Origin of the sequence: Pseudomonas sp. ARP3 (assembly GCF_001029595.1) — a bacterium.
Lineage (GTDB): Bacteria > Pseudomonadota > Gammaproteobacteria > Pseudomonadales > Pseudomonadaceae > Aquipseudomonas > Aquipseudomonas rhodesiae.
The window spans coordinates 140,269-156,558 of record NZ_LEKF01000005.1 but is presented as its reverse complement, the minus strand read 5'-3'; the positions used below and the strand labels follow the sequence as shown (position 1 = coordinate 156,558).

Genomic DNA, 16,290 nt, shown 5'->3' with positions numbered 1-16,290 from the left:
TACGGCTTCAAGGCGTCGCTGATTCCAGCGACGCTTCTGCGATATACCATTGCTTATTCGTCACCGTGCCAGCCATCGGCACATCCCAACTTGCCTGTGCCAATCGATCGACTTTCTGACATTCATGGGCCAGGCCCAGCAACGTCGGCTTGCGCCAGCGCTGGCGGCGTGCGAGGTACGCCAGGCTGCGGTCATAGAAGCCCCCGCCCATGCCCAGGCGGCCACCTTCATCGTCGAATCCCACCAGCGGCATCAGCACCAGGTCCAGCGCCCACACCTTGCGTTGCCGGCGGATATTCACCCGTGGCTCCAGGATGCGAAAGCGATTGGGCAGCAGCTTTTCCCCGGGGCGCACACGCTGGAATACCATCTTCGTGCGTGGCCAAGCGCTAAGCACCGGCAGATACGTGGCTTTGCCCCGGCGCTGGGCAGCGCGCAGCAGCAGGCTCGGATCGATTTCACCGTCGGTGGGCAGGTAAAGGGAGATATGTTTGGCTCGGCGAAACAGCGGGTGCTGTGCCAGCTGCCGGTACAGGCCCTGAGCGGCCTGGCGTTGCTCGCTCGGCGTGAGGGCGCGGCGGGCCTTGCGCAACAGGCGTCGAAGTTGCGGACGGGAAAGCGGCGCAGTTTCGGTCATGGCTTTTCGGCTCATAAAACAATGCCAGTCCTGGGACTGGCATTGAGTTTGGGAATTCAGGCTCCCCGACAGAGCCGCTGTCGACTTAGCCCTTGAACCCGAAAGTTCAAGGTGGAAGAAGCAGTAGGCTTTAAGGCTTTCCGTCTAGCGGACATGCACACCAGCCCAACGTGCAACTTCCAGGGTAGTGCGAATCGGCTCAGGGACATCGCCGACTGGCAAACACGCCAGGGAGTGAGGGCGAGTATACCTTAAACAGACGCGGCAATCAGCCCTTGGGTGCATCCGAGTCGCTGGCAAGCGCCAGATCCACGCGTTCCAGCAGGTCACGCACTTGCTCGCGCGTCGAGCCGCTGGCCTGTACGTCCGGGCGTTCCTGCTTGTGCAACAAGTCATGGGTAATGTTCAGCGCAGCCATCACAGCGATGCGGTCGGCGCCGATGACTTTGCCGCTGCTGCGGATTTCACGCATCTTGCCATCCAGGTAGCGGGCGGCGCTCACCAGGTTGTTGCGCTCTTCCTGGGGGCAGATGATCGAATACTCTTTATCCAGGATCTGCACGGTGACGCTATTGCTTGAACTCATGAGTCTTGCTCCAGGGCCTTCAGGCGCGAAATCATCGATTCGACCTTACGCCGGGCGATTTCGTTTTTTTCAATGAGGTGAGCGCGTTCCTCGCGCCAGGTCTTTTCCTGAGCTAATAGGAGTCTGTTTTGACTCTTAAGTTGCTCGACCCGAGTAATTAGCAGCTCGAGTCTGGCCATCAGCGCTTGCAGGTCGGTGTCTTCCATTGGGTTCCACTGGATTTGTCTGATGAATGGCAACTGCAGGATAAACGATCTGACGCCCTTGATAGTCGGGTGCGTCTGCCGGTGCTAGGATACAGCGCTTCATTCTAGACATCGCGCCGCCTGGCGCCTAGCTCATCATGCCCATTAAGAATTCCCCATACGACGCTTTCTCCGCTCTGCTGAACGCCAGCGGCCACCCTTGCTCCCCGGCCGAACTGCACGGCGTGCTGTTGGGCCGCAGCTGCACCGGTGTCGGCTTCGACCCCGACAACTGGTTGGCCGATGTGGCCGAACTGTTGGAAAAGGAGCCCGAAGATAACGTGCGCAATGCGCTGGTCGGCCTGCAGGAAATGGTCAAGGGCGAACTGACCGGTGATGACATCACCGTGGTCCTGCTGCTGCCGACTGACGACGCACCGCTGGCCGACCGCGCCGCAGCGCTGGGCCAATGGTGCCAGGGCTTCCTCCACGGTTTCGGCGTGAACGCCGGCGGCCTGGAGCTGAGTACCGATGCCAAGGAAGTGTTGCAGGACCTGGCCGCCATCTCTCAGGTGCAAGACGCCCTGGAAGAGTCCGAGGACGGCGAAAGCGATTACATGGAAGTCATGGAATACTTGCGCGTCGCGCCGCTGCTGCTGTTCACCGAGACCAAGAAATCCGCTGAACCTGCCGCGCCCAAGCCGTCGCTGCACTGAGAAAGGAAGCCCATCTGCCCATGATCCATATCCCCAAAGCGGAATACACCCGACGCCGCAAGGCGCTCATGGCGCAGATGGAACCCAACAGCATCGCGATCCTGCCAGCCGCCGCTGTAGCTATCCGCAATCGCGATGTGGAGCATGTTTACCGCCAGGACAGCGACTTCCAATACCTGAGCGGTTTCCCCGAACCTGAAGCAGTCATTGTGCTGATGCCCGGTCGTCAACATGGCGAGTACGTGCTGTTCTGCCGCGAGCGCAATGCCGAACGCGAACTGTGGGACGGCCTGCGCGCCGGTACTGAAGGCGCGGTCCGTGACTTTGGCGCCGACGACGCCTTCCCCATCACCGATATCGACGACATCCTGCCGGGCCTCATTGAGGGCCGCGACCGCGTGTACTCGGCCATGGGCAGCAATGCCGAATTCGACCGGCATTTGATGGAGTGGATCAACGTGATCCGCTCCAAGGCCCACCTGGGTGCCCAGCCCCCGAACGAATTCGTTGCCCTGGATCATTTGCTCCACGACATGCGCCTGTATAAATCGGCGGCGGAACTGAAGGTGATGCGCGAAGCTGCACGGATTTCCTGCGCCGCCCATGTGCGAGCGATGCAGGCCAGCCGCGCCGGTTTGTACGAGTTCAGCCTGGAAGCCGAGCTGGACTACGAGTTCCGCAAGGGCGGTGCAAAGATGCCGGCCTATGGGTCTATCGTCGCCGCTGGTCGCAACAGCTGCATCCTGCACTACCAGCAGAATGACGCACTGCTCAAGGACGGCGATCTGGTGTTGATCGACGCCGGTTGTGAAATCGACTGCTACGCCAGCGATATCACCCGCACCTGGCCGGTCAATGGCCGGTTTTCGCCGGAGCAGAAGGCGATCTATGAAATCGTGCTGGCCTCCCAGGAGGCCGCGTTTGCGCAGATCGCCCCCAACAAGCATTGGAACCAGGCCCATGAGGCCACCGTGCAGGTGATCACCGCCGGGCTGGTGAAACTGGGGTTGTTGCAAGGCGATGTCGACGAATTGATCGCCAGCGAAGCGTACAAAGCTTTCTATATGCACCGCGCCGGCCATTGGCTGGGCATGGATGTGCACGATGTGGGCGAGTACAAAGTGGGCGGTGAGTGGCGCGTGCTGGAAGTCGGCATGGCGCTGACGGTGGAACCGGGGATTTATATTTCGCCGGACAACCAGAACGTGGCAAAGAAATGGCGTGGCATTGGCGTGCGCATTGAGGACGACGTGGTGGTGACCAAGCAAGGCTGTGAAATCCTGACCGGCGGCGTGCCCAAGACCGTCGACGATATCGAAGCATTGATGGCGGCCGCCCGATGAGCCGGGTCAACCTGGCGATTATCGGCGGCGGCCTGGTGGGCGCCAGCCTGGCGCTGGCGTTGCAGGCCGGGGCCAAGGCGCGCGGTTGGAAGATCGTGCTGATCGAACCGTTCGCCCCCGGCGACAGTTACCAGCCCAGCTACGACGCGCGCTCCTCGGCGCTGTCGTTTGGCGCTCGGCAGATCTACCAGCGCCTGGGCCTGTGGCAGGCCATCGCCCGCCGCGCCGAGCCGATCAAGCAGATTCATGTGTCGGACCGTGGGCGTTTTTCCACCGCGCGCCTGTCCGCCATGGAAGAGGGCGTGCCGGCCTTGGGCTATGTGGTGGAAAACGCCTGGCTGGGCCAGTGCCTGTGGCAAGGCCTGTACAGCGACGTGGTGAGCTGGCGCTGCCCCGCGCAAGTCACCCGCATGGTGCCGCTGCCCGATGGCTATCGCCTGACCCTCGACGATGAAACCGAGCTGGAGTGCGACTTGGCCGTGTTGGCCGATGGCGGCCGTTCCGGTTTGCGCGAGCAACTGGGCGTCGGCGTGAAAACCCGGCCCTACAACCAAAGTGCGCTGATCGCCAATATCACCCCTAGCGAAGCCCATAACGGCGAAGCCTTCGAGCGCTTCACCGATGATGGTCCGATGGCTTTGCTGCCGTTGCCCGACAACCGCTGCGCGCTGGTGTGGACGCGTGTCGGCATGGACGCCCAGCGCCTGGCCGACCTTGACGAGCGCAGTTTCCTCAGCGAGTTGCAGGGCGTGTTCGGTTATCGCCTGGGCACGCTCAAGCAGGTTGGCGCGCGTCATCTGTATCCGCTGACGTTGGTGGAAGCCGAAGAGCAAGTGCGCTCGCACCTGGCCATCATCGGCAACGCCGCCCACAGCCTGCACCCGATTGCCGGGCAGGGTTTCAACCTGTCCCTGCGTGACGCCCATGCTTTAGCCGAAGCGCTGCTGGCTGGGCCGGCCGTGCCAGGCGATCTGGCGACCCTGCAAGCCTATCGTGACCGCCAACGTATGGATCAGAAGCTTACCGTGGGCTTCTCCGACCAGGTCACGCGCTTGTTCGGCAGCGCGCAACCCTTGGTGGCGCTGGGTCGCAATGTGGGCCTGCTGGGCCTGGATCTTCTACCGCCGGCCAAGCGCTGGTTCGCCCGTCAGGCCATGGGCCTGGGTACGCGCCCCGATGCGTAAATGGCTGATCGAGCGCCTGGGCAAGGCGCGCCTGTTGCGCTGGGTCATGACCCTTTACCCGCCGTACCTGGGCGCGGGCATTAGCGTGCAGCACATGAGCGCCGATTTTCGGCATGTCAAAGTGCGCATGGGCCTGGGGTGGTACAACCGCAATTATGTGGGAACGCAATTCGGCGGCAGCCTGTATTCGATGGTCGACCCGTTCTACATGCTGATGCTCATGGAGAACCTGGGGCGCGATTACATCGTCTGGGACAAAGCGGCCAGCATCGATTTCATCTCGCCGGGTAAAGGCCCGGTGTATGCCGAGTTTTTTATCGACGACACCTTGCTCGACGAGGTGCGTCGCCAGACCGAAGGGGGCGAGAAATACTTGCCCCACCTCAAGGTCCAGATTCATGACGGCTCCGGCACCCTGGTGGCGCGAGTCGACAAAACCCTTTACGTGCGGCGCAAGCCGCCAGCGAGACAGGCTTAAAGCATGGACATGCGCGCAGATGTGCTGATTGTCGGGGCCGGAATGGTCGGAAGCGCCCTGGCGCTGGCGTTGCAAGGCAGCGGGCTACAGGTGCTGCTGCTTGATGGCAGCCCGCTGAGTGTCAAGCCATTCGACCGCGACGCGGCCTTCGAACCCCGTGTGAGCGCGTTGTCGGCCGCCAGCCAGCGCATCCTCGAACGCCTGGGCGCGTGGGACGGCATCGCCTCGCGCCGCGCCAGCCCCTATGGCCAGATGCAGGTGTGGGACGGCAGCGGCACGGGGCAGATCCACTTTTCGGCGGCCAGCGTGCACGCCGAGGTGCTCGGGCATATCGTCGAGAACCGCGTGGTTCAGGACGCCTTGCTCGACCGCCTGCACGACTGCGACCTCGGGCTTTTGGCCAATGCACGACTTGAGCAGATGCGGCGTTCCGGCGATGAATGGCTGCTGACCCTGGCCGATGGCCGCACGCTGCGGGCGCCGCTGGTGGTGGCTGCCGACGGAGCAAACTCCGCCGTGCGCCGCCTCACCGGCACCGCGACCCGTGAGTGGGATTACCTGCATCACGCCATCGTCACCAGCGTGCGCAGCAGTCAGCCGCACCAGCGCACGGCCTGGCAGCGCTTTACCGATACCGGCCCCCTGGCGTTTTTGCCGCTGGAGCGTGACGGCCAGCAGGATTGGTGCTCGATTGTCTGGTCGACCACGCCGACTGAGGCCGAGCGCTTGATGGCATTGGATGAAGACAGCTTCTGCCGTGAACTGGAGCGCGCCTTCGAAGGCCGCCTGGGCAGCGTGGTGAGCGCCGACCCGCGGGTGTGCGTGCCATTGCGCCAGCGCCATGCCAAACGCTACGTGGCTGAAGGCCTGGCGCTGATCGGCGATGCCGCCCACGTCATCCATCCGCTGGCAGGGCAGGGCGTGAACCTGGGGTTTCTCGACGCGGCGGTGCTGGCCGAAGTGCTGCTGGCGGCCACTGAGCGCGGTGAGCGCCTGGCGGATGTGAAAGTGCTGAGCCGCTACGAGCGGCGCCGCATGCCGCATAACCTGGCGCTGATGGCCTCGATGGAGGGGTTCGAGCGGTTGTTCCAGGCCGACCAACTGCCGCTGCGCTGGTTGCGCAATGCGGGCTTGAAAATGGTCGACCAGATGCCGGAAGCCAAAGCGCTGTTCGTGCGTCAGGCCCTGGGCTTGAGCGGGGACTTGCCGGAGTTGGCCAGGCCCTGAACGGGTCGTGCAACATCTGGTAACGCCTCCACCGAGCGATTGATTGAGGTACCAAATGTGAGTCCTTATCATTTGCCCTCTATTTGCAAATGAGAGACCGCCCCTATGCTGGTACCCAAGCGCCTCCTGACTGCCCTGGCACTTACGCTCGTCGGCACCTGCGCCGCGCAGGCCGCTGATGAGGTGGTGGTCTACTCCTCGCGCATCGACGAACTGATCAAGCCGGTGTTCGACGCCTATACCCAAAAGACCGGCGTGAAGGTGAAGTTCATCACCGACAAGGAAGCCCCGCTGATGCAGCGCATCAAGGCCGAGGGTGAAAACGCCACCGCTGACCTGTTGCTCACCGTCGACGCCGGCAACCTCTGGCAAGCCGAGCAAATGGGCATCCTGCAACCGTTCACCTCCCCGGTGATCGACAAGAACATTCCCCTTCAATACCGCTCATCGGCCCATTCCTGGACCGGCTTGAGCCTGCGCGCGCGGACCATCGCGTACTCCACCGACCGGGTTAAACCCAGTGATCTGACCACGTACGAAGCCCTGGCAGACAAGCAGTGGGAAGGCCGCCTGTGCCTGCGCACGGCGAAAAAGGTCTACAACCAGTCCCTGACCGCGACCCTGATCGAAACCCATGGCGCGGCCAAGACCGAAGAAATCATCAAGGGCTGGGTCAATAACCTGTCTACCGACGTGTTCTCCGATGACATCGCCGTGTTGGAGGCCATCAATGCGGGCCAGTGCGATGTAGGCATCGTCAACACCTACTACTACGGCCGTCTGCACAAACAGAAGCCTGACCTGCCGGTAAAACTGTTCTGGCCCAACCAGGGCGACCGAGGCGTGCATGTGAACCTGTCTGGCATCGGCCTGACCAAGTACGCGCCACATCCGGACGCCGCCAAGGCCCTGGTGGAGTGGATGACCACCCCTGAAGCACAGAAGATCTTCGCCGACGTGAACCAGGAGTTCCCGGCCAACCCGGCAGTGCCGCCGTCGGCCGAAGTGGCGACCTGGGGTAAGTTCGTTGCGGATACCCTGCCGGTGGAAGTCGCCGGTAAACGTCAGGCAGAAGCCATTCGGTTGATGGATCGCGCCGGCTGGAACTAAGTACAATTTGTAGGACGCCGCAGATCTAACTGTGGGAGGGGGCTTGCCCCCGATGTCAGAGTGTCAGTCTACTGATCAGTGACTGATCCGCTGCCATCGGGGGCAAGCCCCCTCCCACATTGGGTTGCGGTGATTTCAAGATATTCATTACCGAGAGCCCCCCTTTGGCCCACCCCGCCCAACGCCGCTGGTACCTGCCGGTCTTCACCGTCGCCGCCCTGGTGCTGCTGCCGCTGAGCGTGCTGGTGTTGTCCTGGCAAAGCATCGATGCGCAAATCTGGTCTCACCTCTGGGATACCCAGATGCCACGCCTGCTGGGCAATACCCTCACGCTGGTGCTGGGTGTGGGCGTGGGCGTGACGCTGCTGGGGGTCAGCCTGGCCTGGCTGACCAGTCTCTGCGAATTTCCCGGACGGCGCTGGCTCGACTGGGCATTGATGTTGCCTTTCGCCATTCCGGCTTATGTGCTGGCTTTTGTCTTTGTCGGCTTGCTGGACTTTTCGGGTCCGGTGCAGACGCTGCTGCGTGAGTGGTTCGGTACGGGCCTGCGCCTGCCCCGGGTGCGTTCCACCAGTGGCGTAATCATCGTGTTGGTGCTGGTGTTCTATCCCTATGTCTACCTATTGGCACGCACCGCGTTCCTGGCCCAGGGCAAGGGCTTGATGGAAGCCGCGCGGGTGCTGAGGCAATCGCCCTGGCAGGCGTTCTGGCGTGTGGCGCTGCCCATGGCGCGACCGGCCATCGGGGCGGGTGTGGCCCTGGCGCTGATGGAGACCCTGGCGGATTTTGGCGCCGTCTCGGTGTTCAACTTCGATACGTTCACCACCGCCATCTACAAGACGTGGTACGGATTTTTCAGCCTGTCCAGCGCAGCCCAGCTGGCTAGCTTGTTGCTGCTGGTGGTTATGCTGGTGCTCTACGGCGAGCGCCGCGCGCGAGGCGCCAGCCGCCCCAGCAATGAACGGCCGCGGAGCAAGGCGCTGTATCACCTGCGAGGGTTCAAAGCGGCGGCGGCGAGTACCTGGTGCGGGCTGGTCTTTGCGTGCGCCTTCGTGATTCCGTTGCTGCAGCTTGTGGCTTGGTTCTGGCAACGCGGCCGATTCGACCTGGATGAGCGCTACGCCGGCTTGATCGTCCACACCCTGTATCTCGGCGGTATCGCGGCGCTGATTACTGTGAGCGTGGCCTTGGTGCTGGCCTTCGCCAATCGTCTGTCGCCGACTCGGGCGATTCGTTCCGGGATCAGCCTGGCCAATGTGGGCTATGCCTTGCCGGGGTCGGTGCTGGCGGTGTCGATCATGTTGGCCTTCAGCTATCTGGACCGCGAACTGGTGGTGCCGCTGTCTGGCTGGCTGGGCGGTGCGGGCAGACCGTTGCTGCTCGGTAGCCTCGCTGCGTTGGTGCTGGCGTATCTGGTGCGCTTCCTGGCGGTTGCGTTCGGGCCACTGGAAAACAGCCTGGCGCGAATCCGTCCGTCATTGCCGGAGGCTGCGCGCAGCCTGGGTGTGAGTGGTCCGCGACTGTTTTGCAAAGTGTATCTGCCGCTGTTGCTTCCCGGCGCCTTGAGCGCGGCGTTGTTGGTGTTTGTCGATGTGCTCAAGGAAATGCCCGCCACCCTGCTGATGCGCCCGTTCGGCTGGGACACGCTGGCGGTACGCGTGTTTGAAATGACCAGCGAGGGCGAGTGGGCGCGGGCCTCTCTGCCGGCATTGACGCTGGTGTTAGTGGGGTTGCTGCCGGTCATCGGGCTGATCCGTCGTTCAGCTCGGCAAATCGGTTAGGTGCCAGTCCTACGGCTTGCGGCTACAATGCGCGGCATTCGGTGCGGTCCATCCTTCGGATCGGCGCGCTTAGCGTGACTGCAGACCTTGTCGTTCAAGGCTTCCAGCGCGTTTGGCAACGCTGCGCACCTTCGCCAAGCCCGGAAGGAGAAACCCATGGGACAGCGTACGCCTCTGTATGACCTGCATCTCGCCCTCGGCGCGAAAATGGTCGATTTTGGCGGTTGGGATATGCCTTTGCACTACGGCTCGCAAGTTGAAGAGCACCATCAGGTGCGACGCGACTGCGGGGTGTTCGATGTATCTCATATGACCGTGATCGATGTCACAGGCCCCCAGGCCAAGGAATGGCTCCAGCACCTGCTGGCCAATGATGTCGGTCGTTTGCATGGCTGCGGCCATGCGTTGTACAGCGCCATGCTCAACGAGCGGGGCGGTGTGGTGGACGATATGATCGTGTACCGCACCGAAACCGGTTACCGGCTGGTGGTCAACGCCGCCACCCGTGACCAGGACATGGCCTGGATGCAGGTGCAACTGGGCGAGTACCAAGCGCAACTGCGTGAACGGCCGGAACTGGCGATGCTCGCAATCCAAGGCCCCCAAGCCCGGCATAAAATTGCCGAGCTGGTCACTCAGTCGCGTGGCGCCTTGATTCATCAACTCAAGCCTTTCGAAGGCCAGGCCGATGGCGATTGGTTTATCGCCCGCACGGGTTACACCGGCGAAGACGGCCTGGAAATTGTGCTGCCTGCCGATCAGGCACCGGGTTTTTTCAACGATCTGGTTGGGGCCGGCATCTCGCCCATCGGCCTGGGCGCTCGTGACACGTTGCGCCTTGAGGCCGGTATGAACCTCTATGGCCAGGACATCCACCAAGACGTTTCGCCGCTGGCAGCCAATATGGCTTGGAGCATCGCCTGGGAGCCGGCCGAGCGCAATTTCATCGGTCGCGCCGCGCTGGAAGCAGAGCAGGCGGCGGGTGTGCAGTTCAAATTGGTGGGGTTGGTGCTGGAAGAACGTGGGGTTTTACGCGCTCATCAGGTGGTTCGTATCGCCAATGTTGGCGAAGGGGAGATCACCAGTGGTAGTTTCTCTCCTACGCTGAGCAAATCCATTGCCCTGGCGCGTGTACCGAAGGCAACCGCCGACCGGGCCGAAGTGGAAATCCGCGGCAAGTGGTACCCGGTTCGAGTGGTCAAACCGACCTTTGTACGTCATGGCAAAACCTTGATCTAACTATTCCGGCGGGCCAATGGCCGCTGACATTTCTTCTTGAGGACACAGACAATGAGCAATATCCCAGCCGACCTGCGTTTTGCCGAGAGTCATGAATGGGCCCGTTTGGAAGCTGACGGCACGGTGACCGTCGGTATTTCCGATCACGCCCAGGAAGCGTTGGGGGATGTGGTGTTTGTTGAGTTGGCTGAGGTGGGCGCCACGTTCGCGGCCGGTGGCCAGGCTGGGGTGGTTGAGTCGGTGAAAGCGGCTTCGGATATCTACGCCCCGATCGCAGGTGAAGTGACTGCCGTCAATGAGGAATTGAGCGGTAGCCCTGAACTGCTGAACTCCGACCCGTACGCGGCATGGATCTTCAAGCTCAAGCCAAGCAATCCGGCTGAGTTGGACAAGCTGCTGGATGCCGCCGGCTACAAAGCTTCCATCGGCGAATAACGCACGTCTCATGTGGGAGGGCGCCAGTTCCTTCCCACATTGAGCCGTGAGTGTTCAGCTCGCCGTCAAGACGGCCTTTACCGCCGCCACCGAGCGCTCCACATCCGCCTCCGTCATCGCCGTGAACATCGGCAACGACACGATCAAACGCCCGACCTTTTCCGCCACCGGGAACATGCCTTCCTTGAAACCCTGCGCCCGATACAGGCTCAGCAGGTGGATCGGCGGGTAGTGATAGCCAATGCCAACACCGTGGGCCTGCATCCGCTCCATAAATGTAGCGCGGGCGGGCAAACCGTCCTGGCGTTCCGGCAGCACGAGTTGGAACAGGTGCCAGTTGCTGTTTTCGAAGTCGGCCGGCGGCAGTTGCGCCCCGTACTTTTCTTCGAAGTCACTGCCAAAACAGTTGAAGTAGTGACGCGCAAGATTCTGGCGATGGGCAGTGATCTGCTCGATATGAGCGAATTGTCCCTGCCCAATGGCGGCGGCAATGTCAGTCATATTGAACTTGCCGCCCAGCACATCCACATCCAGACCGTCGAAGCCGGTACGGGTCACGCCCTGCAGGCGGTACTTTTCGGCCAGCCGCGCCTCATCGGCATTGTTCAGCACCAGGCAGCCGCCCTCGGAGCAGGTGATGTTCTTGTTTGCCTGGAAACTGAACGACACGAAATCCCCAGTGGCGCCGATGCGCTCGCCGTCCCAGGTGGAGCCCAGCGCCTGGGCGGCATCTTCGACGATACGCAGGTTGTACTTATTGGCCAGTGCATAGAGCATCGGCATGTCCAGCGGCAAGCCGGCCAGATAGACAGGAATGATTGCCTTGGTGCGTGGCGTGATCGCGGCTTCCACTTGGGCCAGGTCGATATTACGGGTAACAGGGTCGATATCGGCGAATACCGGTGTGGCGCCAACTTCCAGAATGACGTTGGCGGTGGCTACCCAGGAGATCGGTGTGGTGATGACTTCATCGCCCGGCCCGATGCCCGCGATGCGCAAGGCAATCTCCATGGTGCAGGTGCCTGAGTTAAACGTGCGCACCGGACGGCCGCCAAAATATTCCGAAAGTTGCGCCTCGAACGCCTGCACCTTCGGCCCGCTGGTGATCCAGCTCGAGCGCAATACGTCGCCTACTGCCGAAATGGTGGCTTCATCGATGGTGGGTTTGGAAAACGGCAGGAAAGGCTGTTGGCTCATGACGATGACGGCATCCGTTCTGATTGGCGATGGTGGTGAGGCGTGTGCGCACCGGCATGGTTGCACGGTTCGACTGAATATAGCCTGTCGCCTGTGAATGAATCGTCGCCTTCCGGGCAAAAAAATGCCGCTTCAAAAGCGGCATTTTTCAGCGAGAAGCTATCACTCAGTGACAGCGTTTTTCGCGAGGATGGCGTTGGCCAACTCCATGTCCGTGGCTTGCAAGCCTGGGTTGTCGGCGCGGACTTTCTGCATTGCGGCCTCCAGGTACGGGCCACGGATACCACCGTCGCTGGCTACGAAGCTGCCGGCGTCGTCTTGAGCGGCGACCACCAGTTTGTGGTCTTTGAATGTCAGGTAGGTCGAGCCGGTGGTGGCACCGGAGGAGATGACATTGCGCCAGAAACTGTCGGCCATGGCTGAACCGACAGGAAGGGAAAGCACAGCGAGGGTTGCGACAGCATATTTGAGACGCATGATGGGTGACTCCGGGTGGGTGATCTGTACGTTTGGATCGTGGTTAGCCCAATCGAGTTCCGTCATTGACTAAACAGTTTCAACCTTCAACACCACGCCTTCCTGGGCAATCACGCGTACTTGAGCGCCTACCGGGCAGTCGGGGCCGCTGACCATCCACACACCGTCGCCGACCTTCACCTTACCTCTTCCATCCACAATCGCCTGGTGCACCACGAATGTGCGGCCGATCAACTCTGAGCCGCGTTCATTCAGCCCCGGTTGGTCACTGACCTTGGCGCTGCTGCGCTGACGTTTCCACCAGTACACCGCCGTCAATATCGACAGCACGGCAAACAACAGCAGTTGCCATTCCAGCGCGAGGGGCGGAACCAGAAACTTGATCACGCCCACGGCTGCCGCTGCGATACCCATCCATAGCAGGTAACCACCGGCGCCGAAGACCTCAAGAATCAACAGCACTGTGCCCAAGGCCAGCCAATCCCAAAACGACAGGTGCAGCAGGAAATCCCACATGGCGATGGCCTCAGCCCTTCTTGTTATCGAACGTTGCCTTGACGATCTCGCCGATGCCACCGACCGCACCGATCACCTGGCTGGCTTCAAGCGGCATCAGGATGACCTTGCTGTTGTTGGCCGAGGCCAGCTTGCCCAGGGCGTCGATATACTTTTGCGCGACGAAGTAGTTGACCGCCTGCACGTTGCCCGAGGCGATGGCTTCCGACACCACTTGGGTCGCCCGTGCTTCAGCCTCGGCCTGGCGTTCGCGGGCTTCGGATTCGAGGAACGCCGCTTGCCGGCTACCTTCGGCCTCCAGAATCTGGGCCTGCTTTTTGCCCTCTGCGGTGAGGATCGCCGAGGCCCGCAGCCCTTCAGCTTCAAGGATTTGCGCACGCTTGATCCGCTCGGCTTTCATCTGGCCGGACATGGCTGCCATCAGGTCGGCCGGGGGGCTGATGTCTTTGATTTCGATACGTGTGATCTTGATGCCCCAGGGCGCGGTGGCTTCGTCCACGGTTTTCAGCAGTTTTTCATTGATGCCATCGCGCTGGCTCAGCATGGCATCCAGTTCCATCGAGCCGAGTACGGTTCGGATATTGGTTTGCAGCAGATTCCGAATGGCGTGTTCGAGGTTGTTGACCTCGTAGGCAGCCTGAGCGGTATTGACCACCTGGAAGAAACACACGGCATCGATCTGCACGGTGGCGTTATCGGCAGTGATGACTTCTTGCGGCGGGATATCCAGCACGCTTTCCATTACGTTGATCTTGCGACCGATACGGTCCATGACCGGGATGATGATATTCAGGCCTGGCTTGAGCGTGTTCGTATAGCGGCCAAAGCGCTCGACCGTCCATTGGTAACCCTGGGGCACGACTTTGAAGCCCATGAACAGAATGGCGATGGCCAATCCTACAAAGAGCAGCAGTACGGTTCCGATTTGCATGACGATTCCCTATCTGATGATGTCAGTGACGCAACGTTTGCTGATTGTAATGGTGTTGTCTGCGATAAGAACGATCTGCCCGCGCCGTAATCTAGGGATTTGTTACTGAATCTGAGGGGGTGACCCGCAGCACTTCAGCCAAGGTGGTCTGCCCCGTCCTGACCTTCTGCATGCCCGCCATGCGCAAGCTGCACATCCCGTGCGCCATCGCCGCCTGACGCAGGGCTTGAACATCGGCGCCCGGGGTAATCAGCGCTTTGAGCGACTCGTCCAATATCATGATTTCGTAAACACCGGCTCTTCCCCGGTAACCGCTGTGACGGCACTCCGCACATCCCACCGCTTCATGGCCGTCATCTCCCATACGCTTGCAATAAGGACATAGCACCCGTACCAAGCGCTGCGCCATCACCCCCAACAAGGTAGCCTTGATCAAATAATGAGCAATACCCAGTTCCTGAAGCCGACTGATGGCGCTGGGCGCGTCGTTGGTGTGCAGGGTGGACAGCACGAGATGCCCGGTCAGCGCGGCCTGGATAGCCATTTCTGCGGTTTCCTGGTCGCGAATCTCGCCGATCATGATGATGTCCGGGTCCTGGCGCAGTAGAGCGCGGATGCCGCTGGCAAAGGTCAGGTCGATATTGTGTTGCACCTGCATCTGATTGAACGCCGGCTCGACCATCTCGATCGGGTCTTCCACGGTGCACAGATTGACCTCACGGGTCGCGAGCTGTTTGAGCGTGGTGTAGAGCGTGCTGGTTTTGCCTGAGCCGGTAGGCCCGGTGACCAGGATGATGCCGTTGGTCTGGCGCGTCATGGCATTCCAGCGGTGCCGGTCGTCATCCGACAAACCCAACTGGTCAAAACTCTTGAGCAGGACCTGAGGGTCGAAAATCCGCATCACCAGTTTTTCGCCGAAGGCCGTGGGTAGGGTCGACAGGCGCAACTCGATTTCAGTACCCGCCGGGCTTTTGGTCTTCACCCGACCGTCCTGGGGTTTACGTTTCTCCGCCACGTTCATGCGGCCCAGGCTCTTGAGGCGGCTGACCACAGCCACCGTAACCTGGGATGGGAATTGATAGACATCGTGCAGCAGTCCGTCAATGCGAAAGCGCACGCGACCCTGATCCCGGCAGGGTTCGATATGGATATCACTGGCCCGCTGGGCAAAGGCGTACTGCAGCAGCCAATCGACGATATGGACAATGTGTGCATCGTTAGCGTCCGGCTCCTGATCGCTGCCCCCAAGGTTGAGCAGGTCCGGATGGCCTGGCGCGGTGACCTTCTGCTCAGCACCGTTGACCGATTGTGCCAGTCGATAGAATTCGCCGATGCAGCGTTGAATATCCTGCGGGTTGGCCACCACGCGCGTGATCGAACGCTTGAGCACCTGCGCCAGGCCGGCCTCCCAGCAGGTCACATAGGGCTGCGCACTGGCAACGGTGACGGTTTGCGCGTCCACCGCCACCGCGAGGATGCCGTGGCGTTGGGCGAACGCATGGGACATCAGCGGCACCACCGTCGCGACGTCGATCTTCAGCGGGTCGATGCGTAGATAGACTTGCCCGGCCTGCTCGGCAAGCCACTGAGTGAGGCGTTCCAGGCATGGCCCCAGCTCCGCGATGCGCTCCAGTGGGTGGCGGGTCGTATCGGCTGGCAGCGCCGATAAGCGGTGCGCGATGTCGGGCGTAATCAGCCCATATTCCACCAAGGGTGGCAGCAACGGGTGCAGTTCCAAACGACGATCAGCAGGCATGAAGAGGTTTCCGGATGGCCTTGGATGTTTCCCCAGGCTAGTCAGCCTCCGACGTTCTCCACGTCAACCTGTGTTGCAGGTTTTTACCTGGCGACCGCCATCTGGACGCCGGCCCCCAGTGCATCGGGCGTCCACACGTCCAGAGAACATACGCTGATCAGGTTTCGAATCTTTTCGCCGATCACCTGGGCCCGATGCCAGCTCAGACCATCGAGCACAATTTGGATATTCAGTACGTCTACGTCTCGATTCACCGAGACCTGCCGAGGCGTAAGAAATTGCAGGGCGAAATAGTTGAGCACGCGGCACAGCACATCGGGCTCGGCTTCGGCGACGATTTGGTAATGGGCCTGACAGTGTGCGGTGTTGACGGCCCAGGCATCGACGCGGGTGACAGGCGGAGTGGTTTCGACGGCGTGCATGCTGACTCTCCAGATTAAGTGGAGGAATTTTTACATCCATCCCCGGAGATTTCTTATCTAATATTGGCGT

At 61.2% G+C, this 16,290-nt stretch carries 18 protein-coding genes and 1 other RNA gene; 9 read left to right on the top strand and 10 right to left on the bottom strand.

Translation table 11 applies throughout. From position 1 onward, the window contains the following. Positions 1-7: 7 nt before the first annotated feature. From ABX75_RS08365 to ABX75_RS08355, 4 genes are all read right to left on the bottom strand, one after another. Entirely contained in the window at positions 8-637 is a 630-nt protein-coding gene (locus ABX75_RS08365; RefSeq protein WP_034101386.1) for a 5-formyltetrahydrofolate cyclo-ligase, read from the bottom strand. A 58-nt stretch (positions 638-695) separates the two neighbouring features. After that, positions 696-874, bottom strand: a non-coding RNA gene (gene ssrS, locus ABX75_RS28330) — 6S RNA. 31 nt (positions 875-905) lie between these two features. Continuing rightward, the gene (locus ABX75_RS08360; RefSeq protein WP_034101385.1) at positions 906-1,223 is read right to left on the bottom strand and encodes a cell division protein ZapA; all 318 of its coding nucleotides are present in this window, start codon (positions 1,221-1,223) and stop codon (positions 906-908) included. Beyond that, positions 1,220-1,429: a TIGR02449 family protein gene (locus ABX75_RS08355; protein WP_034101384.1), complete on the bottom strand. Its 210-nt coding sequence runs from the start codon at positions 1,427-1,429 to the stop codon at positions 1,220-1,222. The genes ABX75_RS08360 and ABX75_RS08355 overlap by 4 nt, the downstream gene beginning before the upstream one ends. 137 nt (positions 1,430-1,566) lie before the next feature. On the opposite strand from ABX75_RS08355, the gene ABX75_RS08350 reads away from it, so the two are divergent. From ABX75_RS08350 to gcvH, 9 genes are all read left to right on the top strand, one after another. Beyond that, positions 1,567-2,124: a YecA family protein gene (locus ABX75_RS08350; RefSeq protein WP_034101383.1), complete on the top strand. Its 558-nt coding sequence runs from the start codon at positions 1,567-1,569 to the stop codon at positions 2,122-2,124. Between the two features lie 20 nt (positions 2,125-2,144). Further along, entirely contained in the window at positions 2,145-3,467 is a 1,323-nt protein-coding gene (gene pepP, locus ABX75_RS08345) for a Xaa-Pro aminopeptidase (protein WP_047881751.1), read from the top strand. Beyond that, positions 3,464-4,651 carry a 2-octaprenyl-6-methoxyphenyl hydroxylase gene (gene ubiH / locus ABX75_RS08340; protein WP_047881750.1) on the top strand — a complete coding sequence of 396 codons (1,188 nt, stop codon included), beginning with the start codon at positions 3,464-3,466 and terminating at the stop codon, positions 4,649-4,651. Before pepP ends, ubiH begins: the two co-directional genes overlap by 4 nt. Continuing rightward, positions 4,644-5,129: a DUF4442 domain-containing protein gene (locus tag ABX75_RS08335; protein WP_034101380.1), complete on the top strand. Its 486-nt coding sequence runs from the start codon at positions 4,644-4,646 to the stop codon at positions 5,127-5,129. Before ubiH ends, ABX75_RS08335 begins: the two co-directional genes overlap by 8 nt. Positions 5,130-5,138: 9 nt before the next feature. After that, positions 5,139-6,356: a 2-octaprenyl-3-methyl-6-methoxy-1,4-benzoquinol hydroxylase gene (locus ABX75_RS08330; protein WP_167389870.1), complete on the top strand. Its 1,218-nt coding sequence runs from the start codon at positions 5,139-5,141 to the stop codon at positions 6,354-6,356. A gap of 105 nt (positions 6,357-6,461) precedes the next feature. Further along, positions 6,462-7,466, top strand: coding sequence for an extracellular solute-binding protein (locus ABX75_RS08325; RefSeq protein ID WP_034115417.1), 1,005 nt, complete (start codon positions 6,462-6,464; stop codon positions 7,464-7,466). A 164-nt stretch (positions 7,467-7,630) separates the two neighbouring features. Next, on the top strand, positions 7,631-9,247 hold the full coding sequence (locus tag ABX75_RS08320) for an iron ABC transporter permease (RefSeq protein WP_047881749.1): 1,617 nt from the start codon (positions 7,631-7,633) through the stop codon (positions 9,245-9,247). Between the two features lie 156 nt (positions 9,248-9,403). Further along, entirely contained in the window at positions 9,404-10,486 is a 1,083-nt protein-coding gene (gene gcvT / locus ABX75_RS08315) for a glycine cleavage system aminomethyltransferase GcvT (RefSeq protein WP_047881748.1), read from the top strand. A gap of 51 nt (positions 10,487-10,537) precedes the next feature. Continuing rightward, positions 10,538-10,921, top strand: coding sequence for a glycine cleavage system protein GcvH (gene gcvH / locus ABX75_RS08310; protein WP_034101375.1), 384 nt, complete (start codon positions 10,538-10,540; stop codon positions 10,919-10,921). Positions 10,922-10,975: 54 nt separating this feature from the next. Here the strand turns inward: gcvH and ABX75_RS08305 are convergent, their stop codons facing one another. From ABX75_RS08305 to ABX75_RS08280, 6 genes are all read right to left on the bottom strand, one after another. Then, a complete protein-coding gene (locus ABX75_RS08305) occupies positions 10,976-12,118 on the bottom strand; it encodes a DegT/DnrJ/EryC1/StrS aminotransferase family protein (protein ID WP_034101374.1) in 1,143 nt (380 codons plus the stop codon). 162 nt (positions 12,119-12,280) lie between these two features. Further along, positions 12,281-12,595: a DUF2388 domain-containing protein gene (locus ABX75_RS08300; RefSeq protein WP_003176799.1), complete on the bottom strand. Its 315-nt coding sequence runs from the start codon at positions 12,593-12,595 to the stop codon at positions 12,281-12,283. A gap of 69 nt (positions 12,596-12,664) precedes the next feature. Next, positions 12,665-13,111, bottom strand: a complete 447-nt coding sequence (locus ABX75_RS08295; RefSeq protein WP_034101373.1) for an NfeD family protein — start codon at positions 13,109-13,111, stop codon at positions 12,665-12,667. A 10-nt stretch (positions 13,112-13,121) separates the two neighbouring features. Then, positions 13,122-14,042 carry an SPFH domain-containing protein gene (locus tag ABX75_RS08290; RefSeq protein ID WP_010207363.1) on the bottom strand — a complete coding sequence of 307 codons (921 nt, stop codon included), beginning with the start codon at positions 14,040-14,042 and terminating at the stop codon, positions 13,122-13,124. A gap of 91 nt (positions 14,043-14,133) precedes the next feature. Continuing rightward, complete coding sequence (locus ABX75_RS08285) at positions 14,134-15,798, bottom strand: GspE/PulE family protein (protein ID WP_047881747.1); 1,665 nt, start codon at positions 15,796-15,798, stop codon at positions 14,134-14,136. Positions 15,799-15,881: 83 nt separating this feature from the next. After that, positions 15,882-16,220 carry a hypothetical protein gene (locus ABX75_RS08280; protein WP_047881746.1) on the bottom strand — a complete coding sequence of 113 codons (339 nt, stop codon included), beginning with the start codon at positions 16,218-16,220 and terminating at the stop codon, positions 15,882-15,884. Between the last annotated feature and the right edge of the window lie 70 nt (positions 16,221-16,290).